The 18,703-nt window shown below is 70.6% G+C and carries 16 protein-coding genes, 4 tRNA genes and 1 other RNA gene; 8 read left to right on the top strand and 13 right to left on the bottom strand.

The window, feature by feature from the left end:
- Positions 1 to 2 precede the first annotated feature (2 nt).
- Positions 3 to 248: a phosphoribosylformylglycinamidine synthase subunit PurS gene (gene purS, locus AB0M99_RS26285; RefSeq protein WP_042801325.1), complete on the bottom strand. Its 246-nt coding sequence runs from the start codon at positions 246 to 248 to the stop codon at positions 3 to 5.
- Positions 249 to 598: 350 nt separating this feature from the next.
- Here purS and AB0M99_RS26280 point away from each other — a divergent pair, with 350 nt between their 5' ends.
- The 6 genes from AB0M99_RS26280 to AB0M99_RS26255 all read left to right on the top strand — a co-directional run bounded on the left by AB0M99_RS26280 (position 599) and on the right by AB0M99_RS26255 (position 3,362).
- Entirely contained in the window at positions 599 to 916 is a 318-nt protein-coding gene (locus AB0M99_RS26280; protein WP_365924485.1) for an Lsr2 family protein, read from the top strand.
- Positions 917 to 1,004: 88 nt separating this feature from the next.
- A tRNA-Gly gene (locus tag AB0M99_RS26275) sits at positions 1,005 to 1,076 on the top strand.
- Between the two features lie 80 nt (positions 1,077 to 1,156).
- A tRNA-Gly gene (locus tag AB0M99_RS26270) sits at positions 1,157 to 1,229 on the top strand.
- Positions 1,230 to 1,420: 191 nt separating this feature from the next.
- The gene (locus AB0M99_RS26265) at positions 1,421 to 2,659 is read left to right on the top strand and encodes a histidine kinase (RefSeq protein WP_365924483.1); all 1,239 of its coding nucleotides are present in this window, start codon (positions 1,421 to 1,423) and stop codon (positions 2,657 to 2,659) included.
- On the top strand, positions 2,656 to 3,267 hold the full coding sequence (locus tag AB0M99_RS26260) for a response regulator transcription factor (RefSeq protein WP_365924481.1): 612 nt from the start codon (positions 2,656 to 2,658) through the stop codon (positions 3,265 to 3,267). The genes AB0M99_RS26265 and AB0M99_RS26260 overlap by 4 nt, the downstream gene beginning before the upstream one ends.
- A gap of 22 nt (positions 3,268 to 3,289) precedes the next feature.
- A tRNA-Gly gene (locus AB0M99_RS26255) sits at positions 3,290 to 3,362 on the top strand.
- 49 nt (positions 3,363 to 3,411) lie between these two features.
- On the opposite strand, the gene AB0M99_RS26250 is transcribed toward AB0M99_RS26255, so the two are convergent.
- The 6 genes from AB0M99_RS26250 to ffs all read right to left on the bottom strand — a co-directional run bounded on the left by AB0M99_RS26250 (position 3,412) and on the right by ffs (position 11,638).
- A complete protein-coding gene (locus AB0M99_RS26250) occupies positions 3,412 to 4,314 on the bottom strand; it encodes a phosphoribosylaminoimidazolesuccinocarboxamide synthase (RefSeq protein ID WP_365924479.1) in 903 nt (300 codons plus the stop codon).
- Between the two features lie 80 nt (positions 4,315 to 4,394).
- Positions 4,395 to 5,873 carry a N,N-dimethylformamidase beta subunit family domain-containing protein gene (locus AB0M99_RS26245; RefSeq protein ID WP_365924477.1) on the bottom strand — a complete coding sequence of 493 codons (1,479 nt, stop codon included), beginning with the start codon at positions 5,871 to 5,873 and terminating at the stop codon, positions 4,395 to 4,397.
- Between the two features lie 242 nt (positions 5,874 to 6,115).
- Positions 6,116 to 7,741: a hypothetical protein gene (locus AB0M99_RS26240; RefSeq protein WP_365924475.1), complete on the bottom strand. Its 1,626-nt coding sequence runs from the start codon at positions 7,739 to 7,741 to the stop codon at positions 6,116 to 6,118.
- A 287-nt stretch (positions 7,742 to 8,028) separates the two neighbouring features.
- On the bottom strand, positions 8,029 to 9,282 hold the full coding sequence (gene purD / locus AB0M99_RS26235) for a phosphoribosylamine--glycine ligase (RefSeq protein WP_365924473.1): 1,254 nt from the start codon (positions 9,280 to 9,282) through the stop codon (positions 8,029 to 8,031).
- A 60-nt stretch (positions 9,283 to 9,342) separates the two neighbouring features.
- A complete protein-coding gene (locus AB0M99_RS26230) occupies positions 9,343 to 11,463 on the bottom strand; it encodes a DNA polymerase III subunit gamma and tau (protein ID WP_365924471.1) in 2,121 nt (706 codons plus the stop codon).
- 76 nt (positions 11,464 to 11,539) lie between these two features.
- An RNA gene (gene ffs, locus AB0M99_RS26225) (signal recognition particle sRNA small type) lies at positions 11,540 to 11,638 on the bottom strand.
- Between the two features lie 107 nt (positions 11,639 to 11,745).
- On the opposite strand from ffs, the gene AB0M99_RS26220 reads away from it, so the two are divergent.
- A tRNA-Ser gene (locus AB0M99_RS26220) sits at positions 11,746 to 11,830 on the top strand.
- 92 nt (positions 11,831 to 11,922) lie between these two features.
- Here the strand turns inward: AB0M99_RS26220 and AB0M99_RS26215 are convergent.
- Entirely contained in the window at positions 11,923 to 13,248 is a 1,326-nt protein-coding gene (locus tag AB0M99_RS26215) for a hypothetical protein (RefSeq protein ID WP_365924469.1), read from the bottom strand.
- A 335-nt stretch (positions 13,249 to 13,583) separates the two neighbouring features.
- Here AB0M99_RS26215 and AB0M99_RS26210 point away from each other — a divergent pair, with 335 nt between their 5' ends.
- Positions 13,584 to 15,083: a hypothetical protein gene (locus AB0M99_RS26210; protein ID WP_365924467.1), complete on the top strand. Its 1,500-nt coding sequence runs from the start codon at positions 13,584 to 13,586 to the stop codon at positions 15,081 to 15,083.
- Between the two features lie 68 nt (positions 15,084 to 15,151).
- Here AB0M99_RS26210 and AB0M99_RS26205 read toward each other — a convergent pair whose 3' ends face one another.
- The 5 genes from AB0M99_RS26205 to AB0M99_RS26185 form a co-directional block, all read right to left on the bottom strand.
- A complete protein-coding gene (locus AB0M99_RS26205; RefSeq protein ID WP_365924465.1) occupies positions 15,152 to 15,337 on the bottom strand; it encodes a hypothetical protein in 186 nt (61 codons plus the stop codon).
- Between the two features lie 89 nt (positions 15,338 to 15,426).
- A complete protein-coding gene (locus tag AB0M99_RS26200; protein ID WP_365924463.1) occupies positions 15,427 to 16,047 on the bottom strand; it encodes a hypothetical protein in 621 nt (206 codons plus the stop codon).
- Positions 16,048 to 16,195: 148 nt separating this feature from the next.
- Positions 16,196 to 17,962 (bottom strand): site-specific integrase, encoded by a 1,767-nt coding sequence (locus AB0M99_RS26195; protein ID WP_365924461.1) that lies wholly within the window; start codon positions 17,960 to 17,962, stop codon positions 16,196 to 16,198.
- The gene (locus AB0M99_RS26190) at positions 17,959 to 18,258 is read right to left on the bottom strand and encodes a helix-turn-helix domain-containing protein (RefSeq protein WP_365924459.1); all 300 of its coding nucleotides are present in this window, start codon (positions 18,256 to 18,258) and stop codon (positions 17,959 to 17,961) included. The genes AB0M99_RS26195 and AB0M99_RS26190 overlap by 4 nt, the downstream gene beginning before the upstream one ends.
- Before the next feature lie 127 nt (positions 18,259 to 18,385).
- Positions 18,386 to 18,646 (bottom strand): hypothetical protein, encoded by a 261-nt coding sequence (locus AB0M99_RS26185; RefSeq protein WP_365924457.1) that lies wholly within the window; start codon positions 18,644 to 18,646, stop codon positions 18,386 to 18,388.
- Positions 18,647 to 18,703: the final 57 nt, after the last annotated feature.

The raw sequence follows: 18,703 nt of genomic DNA, 5'->3' as shown, positions 1-18,703 counted from the left end.
CGTCAGGCCTCGACCTTCACGGTGAAGTCTTCGATGACGGTGTTGGCGAGGAACGTTTCGGCCATCTTGTGGATGCGGTCGAGGGCGGCCTGGTCGACCGGTCCCTCCACTTCCAGCTCGAAACGCTTCCCCTGGCGGACGTCGGCGATCCCATCGAAGCCCAGACGCGGCAGTGCACGCTGCACCGCCTGGCCCTGGGGGTCGAGGATCTCCGGCTTGAGCATGACGTCGACTACGACGCGTGCCACTGGCACTCCCGATGAGGTGGTTGGTGCGAAGGCGGTTCCCTCAGCGTACCCGGCCAAAATTTCTACGCGGGTAGATATCCCTTGGCCGTCATCTCCCGGCGGTTTCGGCTTCACCAACGCTTCGCAAAATCCACCGGAAAACCACGCACTCGACATTGCGGTGGGACACGCGGAGAGAATTAACTGGGCTTCGCAATACAATGAGAATCGGGGTACAAAGGAATCCTCCCGGGCGGTGGCATTTGTCGCTTCGCGACGGGGGCAGAAAGTTGCATTGCTCCGAAACATCCACACAGGCGACATCGCCGCACGTCAGGGCGGAGCGGTGTCGCACGAAGGGACCGATATACGTGGCGCAGCGCGTAGTAGTCACGATCTCCGACGACATCGACGGCGGGGAAGCGGCGGAAACGGTCACCTTCGGGCTGGACGGTAAGTCGTACGAGATCGACCTCAATCTGGCGAACGCAAAGAAACTGCGGAAGAGCCTCGCCCCCTTCGTGGCGGCGGGCCGTCGCCAGTCCCGTTCCGGGAAGACCTTCAAGCACACGGCCATCGCCCCGGACCCCGCGGTCGTGCGCGCCTGGGCGCGGTCGAACCAGCTGGACGTGCCGCCGCGCGGCCGGATCCCCAAGAGGGTCTACGAGGCGTACAACAGCGCCCACTGAGTGCCGATTTGCCATCCACCCCCATGGGTCCGCTAGTGTGTGGATCACGCCGAGGGGCCAGACCGCAGGTCAAAGCCTCGAAGGTCGTGCGGGTGTAGTTCAGTAGCAGAACGTCCCCCTTCCAGGGGGAAGGCGCAGTGTGCGATCCCTGTCACCCGCTCTGCACGCTTTACCGACCACTCCGGTGGATCGGGTAGAGTGATGCACGCATCGCAGCGACATTCGTGTCGCCGCAAGTATGCGGACGTAGCTCAGTTGGTAGAGCACCACCTTGCCAAGGTGGATGTCGCGCGTTCGAGTCGCGTCGTCCGCTCAGAGTGCAAAGGCCCTGATCATTGATCAGGGCCTTTGTCGTATGTCCCCTCCACTCCGCGACCTCGACGATCCCGTTGATCCCGTTGATCCCGATGACAAATGTCATCGGGGGTCATGACAACACCCACTCCCCTTCCGGCAGGATCACGGCAAGGCTTGGGGCATGAGGACGACGGGGGGACCGGGGCTGTGTCGAGGCTGACCGGATGGTGGAAGAACCGCAGCAGCGCGCAGAAGGTCGAGCTGTACACGCGCTGGTCCTTCCACTTCTTCGTGGTGCTGGAAGCTTTCGCGGTCCTGGTCGGGCTCGTGCCCGAGGGCCGGGCGGCCCTCTTCTGGCTGCTGCCCGTCGGCGCGCAGGTCGCCCTGTGCGGGATCCTGTCCTCCAGGGCGCTGGACTGGGTGCTCGGGCGCCGCGAGCGGCCCGTCCGACTCGCCGTGGCCCTCCTCGCGCTGACCTGCGTACTGTCGGCCACCGCGCTGGTCCTGCGGTCCGCCGGCACCATCACCCACGAGGGTGTGACCCCGGCCCTCGTCGCCAACATGGTGGCCTTCGCCACCGGTTCCCTGACGCTGACCCTGCGCCGGGTCCGCCACATGACCTACGTCGCACCCGGCGCGGCCGTGGCGACGGCGGGCGCGGCCCTGGCGGCCGGCAACCCCGGCGGGGAGGCCGTCGGCTACGGGGTCGGCATCCTCCTGACCAGCGGATTGCTCGCCGTGGCCTGCGGTTTCTCGGCCTGGCTGCTGAAGACGGTCTACGAGCTGGACCACGCCCGGGAGCTCCAGGCCCAGCTGGCGGTGGCCGAGGAGCGGCTGCGCTTCGGCCGGGACCTGCACGACGTGATGGGCCGCAACCTCGCGGTGATCGCTCTCAAGAGCGAGCTGGCGGTCCAGCTGGCCCGGCGCGGGCGCCCCGAGGCGGTGGACCAGATGGTCGAGGTGCAGCGGATCGCCCGGGAGTCGCAGAAGGAGGTCCGGGACGTGGTCCGCGGATACCGGGAGGCGGACCTCGCGGCGGAGCTTGAAGGCGCGCGCGGGGTGCTGTCCGCGGCCGGAATGGACTGCCGGGTCGAGATGGAGGCGGGACGCGAAGCACTGCCCTCCGAGGTGCAGTCGGCGCTCGGCTGGGTGGTGCGCGAGGCGACGACGAACGTGCTGCGGCACGGGGACGCGCGCAACTGCGTGATCCGCCTCACGGAGACGGCGCCCGAGGCGGGGGGCCCGGCCCGGCTGACGCTGCTGGTGGAGAACGACGGCGCCCCCGAGGCACCGGCCGGGCCGCCGGGCTCGGGACTCACCGGGCTGCGGGAGCGGCTCGCGGTGGTGGACGGCACGCTGGACGCCGGCCTGGTGGGCGGCGGCCGGTACCGGCTGACGGCCGTGGTCCCGGGCCGGGAACTGCAACGACTGGAGGCGCGGGCATGAGCCCCGTACGCGTACTGCTGGCCGACGACGAGCACCTGATCCGGGGAGCGCTCGCCGCGCTGCTGGCCCTGGAGGACGATCTGCTGGTCGTCGCCGAGGCGGCCACGGGTCCGGAGGCGCTCGCCATGGCGCGGGCGCACCGGCCGGACGTGGCGGTGCTGGACCTGCAGATGCCGGGGGCGGACGGTGTGAGCGTGGCCACATCCCTGCGGGCCGAACTCCCCGACTGCAAGGTCATGATCGTGACGAGTCACGGCCGCCCCGGGCACCTGAAGCGGGCTCTCACCGCGGGCGTGCGGGCCTTCGCCCCGAAGACGGTTTCGGCGCAGCGGCTGGCCGAGCTGATCCGTACCGTGCAGGCCGGAGGCCGTTACGTGGACCCGGAGTTGGCGGCCGACGCGATCAGCGCGGGGGACTCTCCGCTGACCGCCCGCGAGGCGGAAGTGCTGGAACTCGCGGGGGACGGAGCCCCGATCGCGGAGATCGCGGAGCGGGCCTCGCTGTCGCAGGGGACGGTGCGCAACTACCTGTCCTCGGCGGCGACGAAGCTGGGTGCGGAGAACCGTCACACGGCAGTGCGTCTCGCACGCGAGCGAGGTTGGGTATAGTAGGTCTCGCGTTACGGCGCATGCGGACATAGCTCAGTTGGTAGAGCACCACCTTGCCAAGGTGGATGTCGCGCGTTCGAGTCGCGTTGTCCGCTCTGTAATGCAAGAAGCCCCCGGTCCTCGGACCGGGGGCTTCTTCGTTCCTCAGGACCAGGTCTGGCCGGTGAGCCGCTCGTACGCCTCGACGTACTTGGCGCGGGTCTGCTCGACGACCTCCTGCGGGAGGACCGGCGGCGGGAGTTCACCCTTGGAGTTCCAGCCGGAGGCCGGGGAGGCGAGCCAGTCGCGCACGTACTGCTTGTCGAAGGAGGGCTGGCTGTGGCCCGGCTCCCACTGGTCGGCGGGCCAGAAGCGGGAGGAGTCCGGGGTCAGCACCTCGTCGGCGGCGACGAGCGTGCCGTCGGGCGCGAAGCCGAACTCGAACTTGGTGTCCGCCAGGATGATCCCGCGGTCGCGGGCGATGTCCCGGGCCCGGCCGTACACGGCCAGGGTGGTCTGGCGCAGCCGCGCGGCCGTCTCGGCGCCGGTGGTGCGCGCGACCTCCTCGTACGAGACGTTCTCGTCGTGGTCGCCGACCTCGGCCTTGGCGGCCGGGGTGAAGATCGGGGCGGGCAGCTCGGAGCCGTCCACGAGGCCCTCGGGGAGGGCGAGTCCGCAGACCGTACGGGTCTGCTTGTACTCGGCGAGGCCGGAGCCGGTGAGGTAGCCGCGGGCCACGCACTCGACCGGGACCATCTCCAGGTTCTGGCAGACCAGGGTGCGGCCGGCCCAGTCGGCGGGGGCGCCGGCGGGCAGTTCGGTGCTGATCACGTGGTTCGGGACGAGGTCCGCGAGCTGGTCGAACCACCAGAGGGAGAGCTGCGTGAGGATGCGGCCCTTGTCCGGGATCTCGGTGGGCAGCACCCAGTCGGCGGCGGAGATGCGGTCGCTGGCGACCATGACGAGGTTGCCGTCCTCGTCGCGGTAGAGGTCGCGGACCTTGCCGGTGTGGAGGTGGACGAGGCCGGGCACCTGGACCGGCTCGGGCTTTTCGACGAATCCGGGCACGGAGTCTCCCTGTGGGTCTGTACGAGCGACGAGCGCTGGCCCATTCTCCCGCACGGGAGCCGGTGACCCGGGCAGGGGGGTCAGTCGCGCTTGCAGATCCGGTCGAGGAGATTGGCGGTGGCCCGCTGGACCCGCTCGTCCACGTGCCCGGGCCGGTCCAGGGCCGGGGACCAGGCGAAGGTGCCGGAGGCGAAGACGAGCGCGCCGCTGGGTGCCCGGTAGAGGGAGGTCTCCTGGTGGCGGCGGTGGCCCTCGCTGTCCTCGTACGGGGAGTGCGCGAGCAGGATCCGGTCCTGGTGCTCGGGGAGCTGGGTGCGCGGGAAGTACCGGTCGGCCTCGCCCGCGACCAGTCCTGGCAGCTCATCGTTCTCGGCGGCTCCGGTGGAGTCCCAGAGCCAGTGGGTGGCGTTGCGCACGATCAGGGGCGCGGGCTCGGGGACGCGCCCCGCGTACTGGATGCCGAGCAGTTGCTGCTCCGGGCGGTCCACTTCGCGCCAGAGGCTGGGGCGGCCGGGGCCGCGGCGTTTTCGGCAGGTGAGGAGCCGGTCCTCGACCCCGGAGGGGGAGGGGGCCAGCTCGACCTGCCAGTACATGGTGTTGGCGGAGAGGAAGACGAGGGAGGTGCCGTGGTCGCGGGCCCGCTCGACGGTGCGGCGCATCGGCGCCGACCAGTACTCGTCGTGGCCGGGGAAGACCAGGCCGCGGTAGCGGGAGGGGTCGATGCGGCCGGCGTGCAGGTCGCGGGTGTCGGCGTAGGCGAGGTCGTAGCCGTAGCGCTCGGCCCAGCGGATGAAGTCGTAGGCGTGGCCGACGTGCAGGGGCAGGCCCGCGCCGGCGTAGGGGCGGTCGAAGGAGACGGTGATGGCCGCGTCCTGCTCGCCGAGGAGGCGGCCCTCGTCGTCCCAGGCGTGGTAGAGGCTGGCGCCGGTCCGGCCGTCCTCGGGGTAGAGGTTGTAGGCCTGCCAGGTGATGTCGGGCAGCAGCAGGAGCAGGTCGGCCGGGTGGTCGTCGCGGACCGTGAAGGGGATGTGGGAGCGGTAGCCGTCGGCGGTGGTGAGGACGGCCACGTACGCGCCGATGCTCCAGTAGGAGGGGACCTGGAGCCGCCAGGAAAGCCACCAGTGGTGGCAGGAGACGGTGCGGTCGGCGGTGAGGGGGGGCGGCTGGACGATGCCGGACAGCCGGGGGCTGGTGGTGATCTTGGAGGCGCCGTCGCCGCCGTAGTGGCCGATGCGGTAGACGTCGACGGAGAACTGCTGGGGCGGGTCGACGGTGATGTGGAAGTCGATGGCCTCGCCGGGCGCGACGGCTCCGGTGGAGGCGAACCCCTTGATCTGGCGGTGCACGTCGTCGGCGGTGCGCGGGCCGCCGTTGCCGCGGAGGCGGGGGCTCTGGCCGGCGGCCACCGCGGGGTCGACGTACCAGGGGACGACCTGCCCGGTGTCACCGAAGTACAGCTCGCTGCCCCGGAACCACGGCAGGGGGCCCTGCCCGAAGGGATCGGTCACCGCGTGCGCGAGCGCACCTGACTCCCAACGCCGGATCTGCTCCGCGCTCATACCGCACCCCTCCCTCGTGCCCCCGAACGTCGCGACCGGTCCCAGCACATCACATAACGCACGCAGTCCGTCACCGTTCGTCGCGAATTGACGAGACCGGAACATTCGAATCCGGTTCTGTGTACGAAGAGCTACCCGCGCGGGAGCCTGCCGCGGGGGCGGGCGGACCGTCGGACGAGACGGACCCTCAGGCGAGGCGAGCCGTCAGGCGAGGCGAGAAGAACCGCCGGCGAGGAGAACCGTCACACCAGGCGGACCGGCTTCTCCGGGCGGACGCCGACCGCGGCGAGCCAGTCGCGCAGGGGCTCCGGGTCGCCGTCCTCCACCAGGCACAGCACGCGCGGCGCCAGATCCGCCGGCCGCTCGCCGCCGACCAGCAGCACCGGGCCGTCGAGCCAGTCCAGCCCCGGGGCGGCTCCGGCCGAATCCACGGCCGCGCAGCACACCATCGCCGTCACGTGATCGGCCAGCAGGTCACGCCCGCTGCGCGGCGGCTGGAGCGGGAACAGCGGCAGCGTGTCCGCACCCCGCGCCTTCACCCCGGCGGATCCCGCGGCCGAGTCGGCCCGCTCCTCCCGCGCGAGGTCTCCGCTGAGCCGGCCGGCCAGCGCTTCCCCGGCCGTGCCCCTACCACCGGTGTCGGAGAGGAAGCCCAGCACCCGCTCCACCGTGGAAGCGGCCGGTGTGGACAGTGCGTCCAGCGCGGCCAGCAGCCTCGCCGCCTCCGTACGCCACTTGCGGTCCACGACCTCTTCCGGATACGCCGCCCAGTCCACCGGCGACCAGTCCGGCCCGGCCTCGGCCGGACCGCCGTGGAAGAGCCGCGCGGCCAGCAGCGAAGCCGCCTCGTCGACCGTCCCCGGCTGCTCCAGCAGGTCGCACGCCGGGCGCTCGCCCAGCCGCGAGGTGAACCCCTCGGCCAGCCGGTCCCGCCGGGACAGCTCGGTCAGCGCCGAGACCACTCCCGCGTCGAGGTGCGCCGGCCACCGGCCCATCCGCCAGGCGGGCAGCGCGACCCGGGTCAGCAGCCGGTCCCAGCCCGCATAGGCCAGGCCGACCTGCTCCTGGGCGACGATGCGCAGCCCGTAGTCCACACCGTGCGCCCGCTCGGACGCGGCCGCGGCGACCCCGCGCTCCATCTCGGCGGCGTCCACCCGGCACAGCCGCAGCAGCAGCCGGGCGGGGGCGGCGATCCAGCCCAGGCCGCGCCGGTTGCCCACGTCGACCGCGGCGTCGAGGCCCCGTACGAAACCGCGCGCATCGGCTATGTCCGGGTGCGCGGAGGGGCCCGTACCGGCAACGACGGGCGCGAGTACGGCCCGTAGCTCCGCGACCCGCATCCACCACAGGAACGGCGAGCCGATCACCAGCACCGGCGCCGCGCCCGGCTCGGACTCCGGACCGGGCGCTCCGGCTATGCCGGCGGACACCCGCGCGCCGCGGCGGCGGTGCGCCGCATGGGTACGGTCCTCCAGCCAGCTGTCGCAATCCGGGGTCAGCGCTATCGCGGAGGGGGCCGGGACGTCCATCCGGTCCGCCAGGTCCCGCACGAGCCGGTACAGATCCGGCGCGGCGGCCTCCGACAGCGGCACCGTCGGCGTCACGGCGGGGCTCGCCCGCAGCACCACGGCGGCGAAGACCCCGCCGACCAGCAGCACCAGCGCGGCGACCGCGCACACGACGAGGGTCACCGCCGGCCAGGGGTCACCGGCCAGCCGGCCCGTCATCCGGGCGCTCACCAGCACCACCGCGAAGGCGGCGGGCAGCAGCCCGAGGGCCAGTGCCCTGCTGCGCACGCGCAGCACGGCAAGGGCCCGGGAGCGCGCGGACGGCGGGCCCACTTCCACGATCGAACCGGTTCCGGACACGGCCGGACCTCACCCCCTCTGCCCTGCGGCGGCTTTGCTCACTCCCCCACTGTGACACCAGCCACTGACATCGCAATGCCGGTGGGCCAAGTGCCGGAATGCTTCCGCCGCACCCTAGTTGGGGCGCGGGCGGGCGTCAGGCGGACCGGGTGACGATCACCCGATGGAATGGCTTTGGGTAAAGGTGGATGCGTTCGAACGCTGCCGGAGGCAGTCGCACGCGGCCACGCGCGCGGGCCCGGCCGCACCGTGTGCGTACCGGGCCCGCGCGGGCGCTGAGCCGCCGGTCAGCGGCCTTCGGCGGCCTTCGCCGCGATGTCCGTACGGTGCTGCGAACCGTCGAGCCTGATCCTGCCGAGCGCCTTATACGCCTTCTCGCGCGCCTGTGCCAGGTCGGCGCCGGTCGCCGTCACCGACAGCACGCGGCCGCCCGCGCTGACGACCGAGTCGCCCTCGCGCCGGGTGCCGGCGTGCAGCACGTAGGCGTCGGGCGCGTCCTGCTCGGCGACCTCGGCCAGGCCCTCGATCGGGTCCCCGGTCCGCGGGGTCTCCGGGTAGTTGTGCGAGGCGATGACCACCGTGACGGCGGCGTCCTCGCTCCAGTTCAGCGGCGGTTCGGCGTCCAGGGTGCCGTTGGCCGCGTTCAGCAGCACGCTCGCGAGCGGGGTGCGCAGCCGGGCCAGGACCACCTGGGTCTCGGGGTCGCCGAAGCGGGCGTTGAACTCGATGACCCGGGTCCCGCGGCTGGTGATGGCGAGGCCCGCGTAGAGCAGCCCGGAGAAGGGCGTACCGCGGTGGCGCAGTTCGTCCACGGTCGGCTGGAGGACCAGCTCCATGACCTCGTCGACCAGCTTGGGGTCGGCCCAGGGCAGCGGCGAGTACGCGCCCATGCCACCGGTGTTGGGGCCCTCGTCCCCGTCCAGCGCGCGCTTGAAGTCCTGCGCGGGCTGGAGCGGCAGCACGGTGACGCCGTCGGTGATGGCGAACAGGGAGACCTCGGGGCCGTCGAGGAACTCCTCGATGACGACCCGGTCGCAGCCGAGCGCGTGCGCGCGGGCGGCGGCGCGGTCCTCGGTGACCACGACGCCCTTGCCGGCGGCGAGGCCGTCGTCCTTGACGACGTACGGGGCGCCGAAGGCGTCGAGGGCCGCGTCCACCTCCTCCGGGGTGGTGCACACGTAGCTGCGCGCGGTCGGGACCCCGGCCGCGGCCATCACGTCCTTGGCGAAGGCCTTGGAGCCCTCCAGCCGGGCCGCCTCGGCGGACGGGCCGAAGACGGGGATGCCGGCGGCGCGCACGGCGTCGGCGACGCCGGCGACGAGCGGGGCCTCCGGGCCGACGACGACCAGGCCGGCGCCGAGTTCGGTGGCGAGAGCGGCCACGGCGTCACCGTCGAGGGCGTCGACCGGGCGCAGCTCGGCCACCTCTGCGATGCCGGCGTTGCCGGGGGCGCAGTACAGCGCGTTGACGTCGGGGTCGAGGGACAGAGAGCGGCACAGGGCATGTTCGCGGGCGCCGCCGCCGATGACGAGGACCTTCACGCTGCTCAGCCTAGCCCGCGTGGCCGGTTCCCTTTCGTGCGGCCACCCAACCCGGGGCCGCTACTCGTTCGTGTATTCCTCCACAACGGTGGCTCCGAGCTCGCGCACGATGAGGTCGTGTCCGGTCAGCGCGCTCTCGACCAGATCGGGATCGTCCTCTTCCGGTACGTCATCCTCGGGCGCGACCGGCGGGGGTGCCTGCTGTACGGGCGGCTGCGGCGCGGGGGCGGGCTGCTGCGGCTGCTGCTGGTACTGCGGGGCCTGCGGTGCGGGGGCCTGCTGCACCGGGGGCGGCGGGCTGTACGCGGGGGCGGGCGGTGCGGCGTAGGAGGACGTCTGGACCGGGGCGGGTGCTCCGCCCACGACGGCGTCGATCTTCCAGTTGACCTGGAACTGCTCGGCCAGGACCGCCTTGAGCACCTCCTCGCTGCCGCTGCTCGCGAAGTTGTCGCGGGCGCCGGCGTTGGGGAAGCCGAGCTGGAGGGTGGTGCCGTCGAAGCCGGCGACCTGGGCGTTCTGGCTGAGCAGGATCCAGGTGAAGCGGCGGCGGTTCTTGACGGCCTCCAGGACGGAGGGCCACATCGCCTGGACCTGCCCGGCGCCGGCGGCCATGCCGGGCGACGGCGCGGCGGCGGCCGGCGCGGGGGCGGGGGCGGCGGCCACGGGAGCCGGGGCCTGGACCGGGGCGGCGGCCTGCGGGGCGGAAGCCTGCCCGGCCGCGCTGGGCCAGGCACCGGGGGCGGCGCCACTGCCCGGCTGGGCGGCGCCGGGCCACGCACCGGGCGCGGGCGCGGCGGGGGCGGGGGCTTGGGCGACGGGGGCCGGGGCGGGCGCCTCGGGGGCGGGCGCCCGTACGGCGGCGGGCGCGGGGGCCGCGACGGGCGCGGGGGGAGCGACCGGTGCGGCGGGGGCCGGGTGCGCGGGGGCCGCGTGCGCGGGCGGGGCCATGACGTGCGCCTCGGGGCCGGGGACGTAGGCCATGGCGGGCGGGGCGGCCGGCGCGGCCACGAACCCGGCGGGCGGCCCGCTGCGCTCCAGGCGGTCGAGCCGCGCCTGGAAGGACCGCTCGTCGCCGAAGGCGGCGGGCAGCAGCACCCGGGCGCAGATCAGCTCCAGCTGCAGACGGGGCGAGGTCGCGCCGCGCATCTCGGTGAGTCCGGTGTTGACCAGGTCGGCGGCGCGCGACAGCTCGGCGGCGCCGAAGACGGAGGCCTGGGCCTGCATCCGCTCCACGACATCGGTGGGGGCGTCGATCAGCCCCTTCTCCCCGGCGTCGGGCACGGCGGCCAGGATCACCAGGTCGCGCAGGCGTTCCAGCAGGTCGGCGACGAAGCGGCGCGGGTCGTTGCCGCCCTCGACGACGCGGTCGACGACCTCGAAGGCGGCCGCGCCGTCCCCGGCGGCGAAGGCGTCGATGACGGCGTCGAGCAGGGACCCCTCGGTGTAGCCGAGCAGGGAGGTCGCCATGGCATACGTCACACCCTGGTCGGCGGCGCCGGCGAGCAGCTGGTCCATGACGGACATCGAGTCACGCACGGAGCCGGCACCGGCCCGTACGACCAGCGGCAGCACGCCGTCCTCGACCTTGGCGCCCTCGCGTCCGCAGACCTCGCCGAGGTAGTCGCGCAGGGTGCCGGGCGGGACGAGCCGGAAGGGGTAGTGGTGGGTCCGGGACCGGATGGTCCCGATCACCTTCTCCGGCTCGGTGGTGGCGAAGATGAACTTGAGGTGCTCCGGCGGCTCCTCGACGACCTTCAGCAGGGCGTTGAAGCCCGCCGAGGTGACCATGTGGGCCTCGTCGATGATGTAGATCTTGTACCGGCTGGAGGCGGGGCCGAAGAAGGCCTTCTCGCGCAGGTCGCGGGCGTCGTCCACACCACCGTGCGAGGCGGCGTCGATCTCGATGACGTCGATGGAGCCCGGCCCGTTGCGCGCCAGGTCCCGGCAGGACTGGCACTCCCCGCAGGGGGTCGGGGTGGGACCCTGCTCACAGTTCAGGCAGCGGGCGAGGATGCGCGCACTGGTGGTCTTGCCACAGCCACGGGGGCCGCTGAACAGGTACGCGTGATTGACCCGGTTGTTCCGCAGGGCCTGCATCAGCGGTGCAGTGACATGCTCCTGCCCGATGACCTCGGCGAACGACTCGGGGCGATAGCGGCGGTACAGCGCAAGGGACGACACGTCTACGAGGTTATCCGGGCCCGCCGACAACAGCGGCCCACCGGCGACAGCGGGGCCCGCCCGAACCCGCCCCGGAACGCAAAGCGCCCCCCACGCACCCGCCAGAGCCCACTTACCCTTGCTGCCTTCCGGCCCTGGGGGAGTTGGGTGAGATAGCGCCACGTGAGGGGCTGACCCCACCCTAGCGGATGGCGGCCCCCGGAATCGAGCCGGGGGCCGCCCCGGACCCCGCCCGGCGATCACGTTCGCGAGCACCCCTCAACGTCTTGTATTGTTTGCGGCGGAGGATTCGCCTAGTGGCCTAGGGCGCACGCTTGGAAAGCGTGTTGGGGGCAACCCCTCACGAGTTCGAATCTCGTATCCTCCGCACCCGCCCACCAGGGCAAACGAAGGACCCGACCGCATCGCGGTCGGGTCCTTCGTCGTTTCGTGGTTGCGGTTTTGGTTGCAGTTCCCGATCTACGCTCCTCGCTGCCTCGGGATGGCCGAGGCTCGGCAGGCGTCACAGGCCATCGCGGCGTTGCGCCCGTACCGGCGCATCAGCTGCCCGCAGCCGATGCACGGACCAACCTCCCACGGAGGGCATCCCAGGGTGGCCGCTGCCGCGGCCCGCTCCACCTGCGTGATCCACGTCGCATGCCGCTTCCGCTGCATCGGCATGCGGGCGAGGGTGAAACCGCCCGCGGGCTGCCCAAGATCCCTGACCGGCCTGGCGTCGCTCCGAAACCACCCCTCCTCGCCAGCTCGGCAGGAGCGATCGATCTCCTGCTCGGAGAAGGTGATCTCGTCGTCAGCCTCCGGCTCCTGGACCTTGGGCAGGGGGTCCCACTGACCGGTCAGCTCCCGCCAGGTCCGACACTCGGTACGGGGAACCCACATGTGGCGGCCGGCCCGACCGCCGCCACGGCTCGGCACGAAGACCGGCACGCTGTCGCCGGTGGCACTGGTCAGGATCAGGTCCTCGATCCGGACGGGAGGCTTGGGCGGGTCGCAGAGCGCCGGAAGGAACCACTCGGCGTGGATCGCGCCGCAATGGCCCGTGCCGCCGTTGTCGGGACAGTGGAGCGCGCTACTCGACAGGCAGCGCCAGACCTGTAGGTGCCGGTACCCGCCCCGGATGACCATCTCGCTGCCGTCGGCGATCTCCCGCCAGGACATGTCATCAACCCGGGCCCAGGGCGCTCGGTCGATCAGGGCCGCCGTGTCGTCCTTGGCGACCCACAACGGCGTGATGTCGTGCTCCATGGCGTTGACCGACCGCCGGTGGACGCTGCTGGGGCTGAGTGGGGAGTACTGAATCTCCCAGCCGATCTGGATGCCGGAGGGCCCGGTGACCACGGCGTCGGTGACGCCGCGCCGGTTGGGCATGCCCACCTCGGCATCGGCGGTCAGCCCGTACCCCTTGGCGGTCTCTACGATCCGCTCCTTGGTGGCCTTGTGCTGATCGCTCTCCGCCGGCGTCGGCTTGTGCGTGATCGGCAGGTGGGCGGCAACCAGAGGTGAGCGGCCACCAACGCGAGCCCGGCGGATGAACATCCACGGTGACTTCCCACCCGCCTCGGACGCGCACGGCTTGCCTCGGTGGTGCGCGAGGCACTCCAGCATCTGCGGGTTCCGCTCCGAGACGCTGGTCATGATCTCTTCGAGCAGACCGGGGTAGCCGCGGACCCCCAGGTCTGGCTGGGTCAGGTTGATCTCAATGCCGTATTCGGTATGCCACACGCCATTGGCCATCCATCCACGATAGGAACGTCCGCTGACAGGCAACAGAGCGCGGATCGGCATGACTTCGGCAAGGTCGCTTTCAGCTGACCTTGCCCTCGCCACCTGGGCCCGCCCCTGAACTGCGATGCAGAGGGCGCCGTTGAAACCTCCTCCTCGCCCAACTCGGAATCCGCCGCAGGTGGGCGACCATCCGGGGAGCCAGTCTTCTCCCGAGGTGGTCGCGTTCGAATCAGTAAATGATCGGTTGTAAGCCACCCCAGTGCTGGGCTTTCGGCGTACCCACCGAGTAAACGCTCTGGCTAGAAGTCATCCCGCTTCCGGAGCTGTTGGCGAGAATCCTCCCGCGCGCGCCGCCAAGTGCATCACCATCCGAACCATGAACTACGGAGCAACGCGTGGGTAAGCGCGAACGTCGGCGCAAGCGGGAACAGGCGAAGAGGAAGAACCAAGCGCAGCAGCGGCCAAACACCCCGCAGCCGATCGTCCTGGAGTACCCGGAGGAAGCCCCCCGCATCCGCGTTGTGATCAAGCACGACGCGCCGGAAGACGCCCAGAAGGTCAGCACCCTCTACTGGGAGATCAAGAACGACGGCAGTTGGGCACGGACCGTCAGCAGTATCGGGGTGTCCAGCAACGTCGGCGCGGTGGCAACCGCGCACTCGCACGCTGTCCTGCTCAGCTGCCCGTGCGCGAACTGCTCCGAACCGATCAGCGTCGCGAACAGGTCTTGGGCCAACAAGGTCGGCGGCAAGTACCTCGATACTGAAGCCCCCACCTACCTCTGCTGGGACTGCACGACGGTTCAGAAGCGCCAGGAGACCGAGCGGCAGCAGCGCATCGCCGCGGAGAAGCGGGCTGAGCAGGAGCGCGAGAAGCAGAAGGCCGAAGAGGTCAAACGGCTGATCGCCGAAGCCATCGAGGACGAGGAGGGAAAGTCGGAGGCCATCAGCTGCCTCCCGGAGGACAACGCCCCAGCCTTGGCCCTCTACGTGGCACTGGTCAGCTACGCCGCGCGCAACCCAGGAAAGCCGCTGCCCAGCATCACGAACATCGGCTCCATGGGCTGGACCGGCGACACTGGGCAGGACCGGGAGCTCCTCCTCGCGCTCTACTACGCAAACCTGCTCGCCATCTCCCAAGAAACCCCGGTACAGGCCTTCAGCCTCTCCAAGGACGGCGACGACATCACGTTCGTCGCCAAGGACGTGGCCTGGCGCCTCATCGGCAGTCTCCCGATCGCGCAGGAGCGTGTCGGGGAGATCACGTACGGCTTCCAGACCGCACCTGGGCCGCGGGGATCAGAGGCCCGGAAGGCAGTCGCCGCGCTCACGGAGCAGACGGAGGTCACCAACGTCGCTGCGTACATCAATGGGCTGCTCACCAAGAAGTACAGCTACCCCGAAGTGCCCGAGGCGCGGCGCGAAGAGCTCACCGACGTCATCCGCAAGGGCTTCAACCATGGCTATACCCCTGGGCAGATGATCTGTTTCGCGTGGCGCGCGGCTGACTCTGCCGCAGCCTGGAAGGAGCGCAACGCCCGGATGGGGCCGCCGGAGGCCGCTTCAGCCTCTGTGACGAGCCTCAACGGGAAGATCGACAAGGCGATCGAGCTCCACCACGCCATCCCCGAGTATGAGGCCCCCCGCTGGCACGCGACACCCCTCGCGCTCAGCAGCCTCCGACGCCTCCATGCGGATATCCAGTGGGTCCATAGCCGCGAGGTCATCGAAGCCTGCACACTTTGCGATCACCACGGCCTCAAGGACACCGTTCACCCCGAAACCGGGGCGGGTGCCGTGTGGCGCTGCACGCACCCTGTCGAGATCCCGACCCAACAGCAGGAAGAAGTGGAGCCGAACTGGTGGGATGACGCCCCTGAGCCGGCCGATACGTGAAACCGCCCAGCCGATCCCCGAAGGTCATCGGGGACCGGCTGGCAAAGGTCATCGGCTGCCGAAGGTGATCAGCGGCGCCACCGGTCCCACAGCCACCCGGTGGCCGTGACCGTCACGAAGCCGAGCACCTGCTGCGCCTCGTTACCGATGCCAGCGGTGTAGCCCGCCGCGTAGCCGACCGCGACCGCGGCCACGAACATCTCGAACCTGGGCGGCCGCTCGCTTCCGACCACGGGGACACGCATACTGGACATGGTTCTTCTCCTCATCAGATGGGTTGGACCATCCGCCGGACCCCGGAGATCTGTGGAAGGTGACACGGGATCCGGCGGAAGCATGTGGGCTAGCTGTCGCCGCCGCGCTCCTCAGCCGCCGACAACTCCTCGTACAGCTCGGAGCTCACGAGCTCGCCGAGTCTCGCCGCCATTTCAAGGCGCTGCTGCTCGGACAGGCTACGGAAAGCCCGCCAGGTGAGTTCGGCGGGGGAGCTGGGTCGGCGACCCATGGCGATCCAGGCCAGGATGAGCGACCTTTCCTCTTGGGAAAGATCCTTAAGACGCTCCCAGACCGCCTCCGGGTCCTGGTACCGATGGACCCTGACTGCGTCCGTGAACCGGATCTCCTGGGCACGTTCGACCGATGCCGAATGGAGAGGGGCCAACGGGCGGCGTTCACGCAAGGTGTGAGCGCGGGCACCCGGCTCCCATACGGGATCTCCAGCCTGAACGAAACGGGCCTCGTGAGAGGTGAGGCGCGGGTCATCACGGTTGGTCGCGATGACCCAGCCATGGTCGCGCAGCTCTCGAACCCGGCGGTCGATCTGCGTAACGTCGGGGAACGCCGCCCGCAGCTGCTCCTTGCTGTAGACGTTCCCCTCTCCCACCTCGGTGGCGAGCCACAAGGCGGTGCGCACCTTGGTCGCCATCTTCTGGTCGGTCCAGTCCGGCAGTTGAGACTCCGTCATGCAGCCTCACCTCCTTCGTCGCCGCACTCTCAGTAAAACATATCCGGCGGACTTCGGCGCCGTTTTCCGGCGCAGTCCGGCGCGCGATCGAACGGGAACGCAGAGAGCCCCGACCAGACAGGTCGGGGCCCCCTCCGTACACACCCAGCTACCACTCGTCGGTGTCGCCGTATCTTCCCGGGTTTCGGGCTCGATCCACAGCCTGCGCACACGCCTCTACGAAGGCCGCCTCCACCGCCGCCTTATCCGTTCCCCGCACCTGTGCCTCGACCTCCTGGCCCGAACTGGGGCGTCGCGCCGTGCGCCAGGCCGAGGCGCGGCCGGTGTAGACGTCGGTCTCGAAGTCCCAGGCCGGCACCGACCACAGTTCGGGAAGCGCGGTCACCACGCGTTCCCCACCGGGCAGGAACAGGGCTCGGCCGTGGAAGACCACGGAGCGCTCCGGCATCTGATCGCGAAGGACGCTCGCGCCACCGGGGCCCTGGTGCTCCCAGCGCCAGCGGTCCCACATTTCCACCTCGGCGGCGTGATCAGGCCAGTCCTCGCTCCACCGTGCTACGACCTCGTCGGCGTGCTCGCGGTGGAGGAAAGGAACACGTCGCTCGCCGAGGCGGGCCACATGGATCATCAGCTCGGTGGGTACAGGGCTTCGACCCGCGCCAGCACCACGTTCTTCTGCCCCCTGCTCCGTGCCCCACAGCAGGCCGCCAACCTTGGCAGCCGTGTCATTCAGGACGCGGCTGGTCAGGTGCTGGTAGCGGCGACGCATCCTGGCGGACTTGCCGGGCTCCCAGCCCATGATGGCGTCGACGACCGCGTCGGGGACGCCGAGGATGAGCAGGACGGTGGCCGCGGTGTGGCGGGCGTCGTGGAGGCGGGCATCACGGACGCCAGCGGCCTTCAGCAGCTCCTTCCACTTGTGGTAGTCCGTGTTCGGGTTCAGGGGCTCGCCGGTGGGCGAGGTGAAGACGTACCCCTTCTCAGTCCACAGGTCGCGGGCAAGGGAACGCTCACGGGCCTGTTCCCCCTTGTGCTGGCGCAGCAGCTGGAGCAGCTCATCGGGGGCACCGATGGGCCGCTGGCCTGCGCGGGACTTCGCGTTCTTGGTCTCGCGTCGGGTGTTGATCTTCTGCGGGCAGTAGCCGGGCTTGCGTCCACAGCGGTCGCCGCAACCGTGCTTGTAGCGAGGCCGCAGTCGGCCACGGCGTACGCGGATGACGCCGAGGTCGAAGTCGACGTCGTCCCACTGCATGCCGAGAACCTCGCCCTGTCGCAGGCCCAGGGCCAGGGCGATGACCCAACGGGCGGTGTTGCGGTGCTTGGCGGCCTCGGTGAGCAGGTGCTGGACCTCCTCGACCGTGTACGGCTCGACCTCCTCCTCTTCCAGGCGCGGGGCTTTGGCGATCGTGGCCGGGTTGACCGTGAGGTGGGCGCGACGGACCGCTTCGTTGAGAGCGGTGCGGACGGTGCGGTGGACCTGGTGGGCGGTGCCGACGGCACTGCCGGAGTCCTGCATCTTCTTGTAGAAGCGCTCCAGGTGCTCGGGCTCGAGCTTCTCCAGGCGGTGGGCGCCGAGGCCGGGGATGAGGTGGTGGTTCACCGCGACGCGGTAGCCGTCGATGGTGTTCTCCGAGACATGCGCGGCGGCGATGTTCTCCACCCAGTGCGTCAGCCATGTCTCCAGCGTCCAGCTCTGACCGGCCTTGCGGACGGCGCCCTTGTCGCGCTGCCGTTCAAGCTCGCGTACGAGCTTGGTGACCTCGGGGCGGGTCTTACGGCTGACGTGGCGCCGGTCGGGATTGCCGTTGTCCTTGGTCCCGACGGTGACGTAGCCGTGCCATCGGCCGTCCTTGCCCTGGAAGATCGACGAGGCGCCGTTGGGCTGGCGGGACTTCGGTGCGGAAGCTCGCGTCATGCGGCGGCCCCGAAGTCGCTCGCCGACAGTCGGCGGATGAGGAACTCGTTCACCGCCTCTGCTGGGATGCGGCGCAAGCTGCCGATCTTGACGGAGGCGATCTCCCCGGAGGAGACGTACTCGTACAGCTTGGTACGGCCGATGCCGATCCGGCGGGCGGCTTCAGTGACGGTAAGGCCGACGAGGGTGGTGTCGCTCTGGTCGCCGCTCCGCTCGGCTATGAGCGCTCGGAGCGTGTCCTCGGGGACGTCGAGGAGCTGGGCGATCTGGGCAAGGGGCAGGGAGTGCTGGGGCAAGGGTGTGCTCCTCCTCCGGCGCACGCAGTCGCGGGGCGGCAACCCTCGCGGACCAGGCCGGTGGTGATGTTCAGGGATGGGCGGTGCTGATGCAGTAGGGCATGAGGGCACGCTGACCTGCGCTCGTTCAGGAGTGCTGGCGCTTCCACGCGTCTTCTTCGCGTCGGATCAGCTGTTCGAGTTCGGCCTTGTGCTCGTCGCTGTAGCTAGCGAAGTGCTTCAGCTCGAAGTCTTCATGGTCGATCTGGCGCTCCAGGACCTCCACGTTGCGCTTCGCCCTCGCGAGTGCAGCCTTGTTTTCGATCCATTCGCGGACGATGCCGCGAATGACTGGGTCGGCATGCTTCATGGGCGGCGCGGTCAGCTCGTCCGGGGTTCGTGCTCGCATCACAAGGTTGCTGGCCGGGCCGCTCCGCCGGAACGTCCTCCCACCGCCCCAGGACCG

Source organism: Streptomyces sp. NPDC051183 (assembly GCF_040682455.1).
Taxonomy (GTDB): domain Bacteria; phylum Actinomycetota; class Actinomycetes; order Streptomycetales; family Streptomycetaceae; genus Streptomyces.
This window is presented reverse-complemented; position numbering and strand designations above follow the sequence as displayed.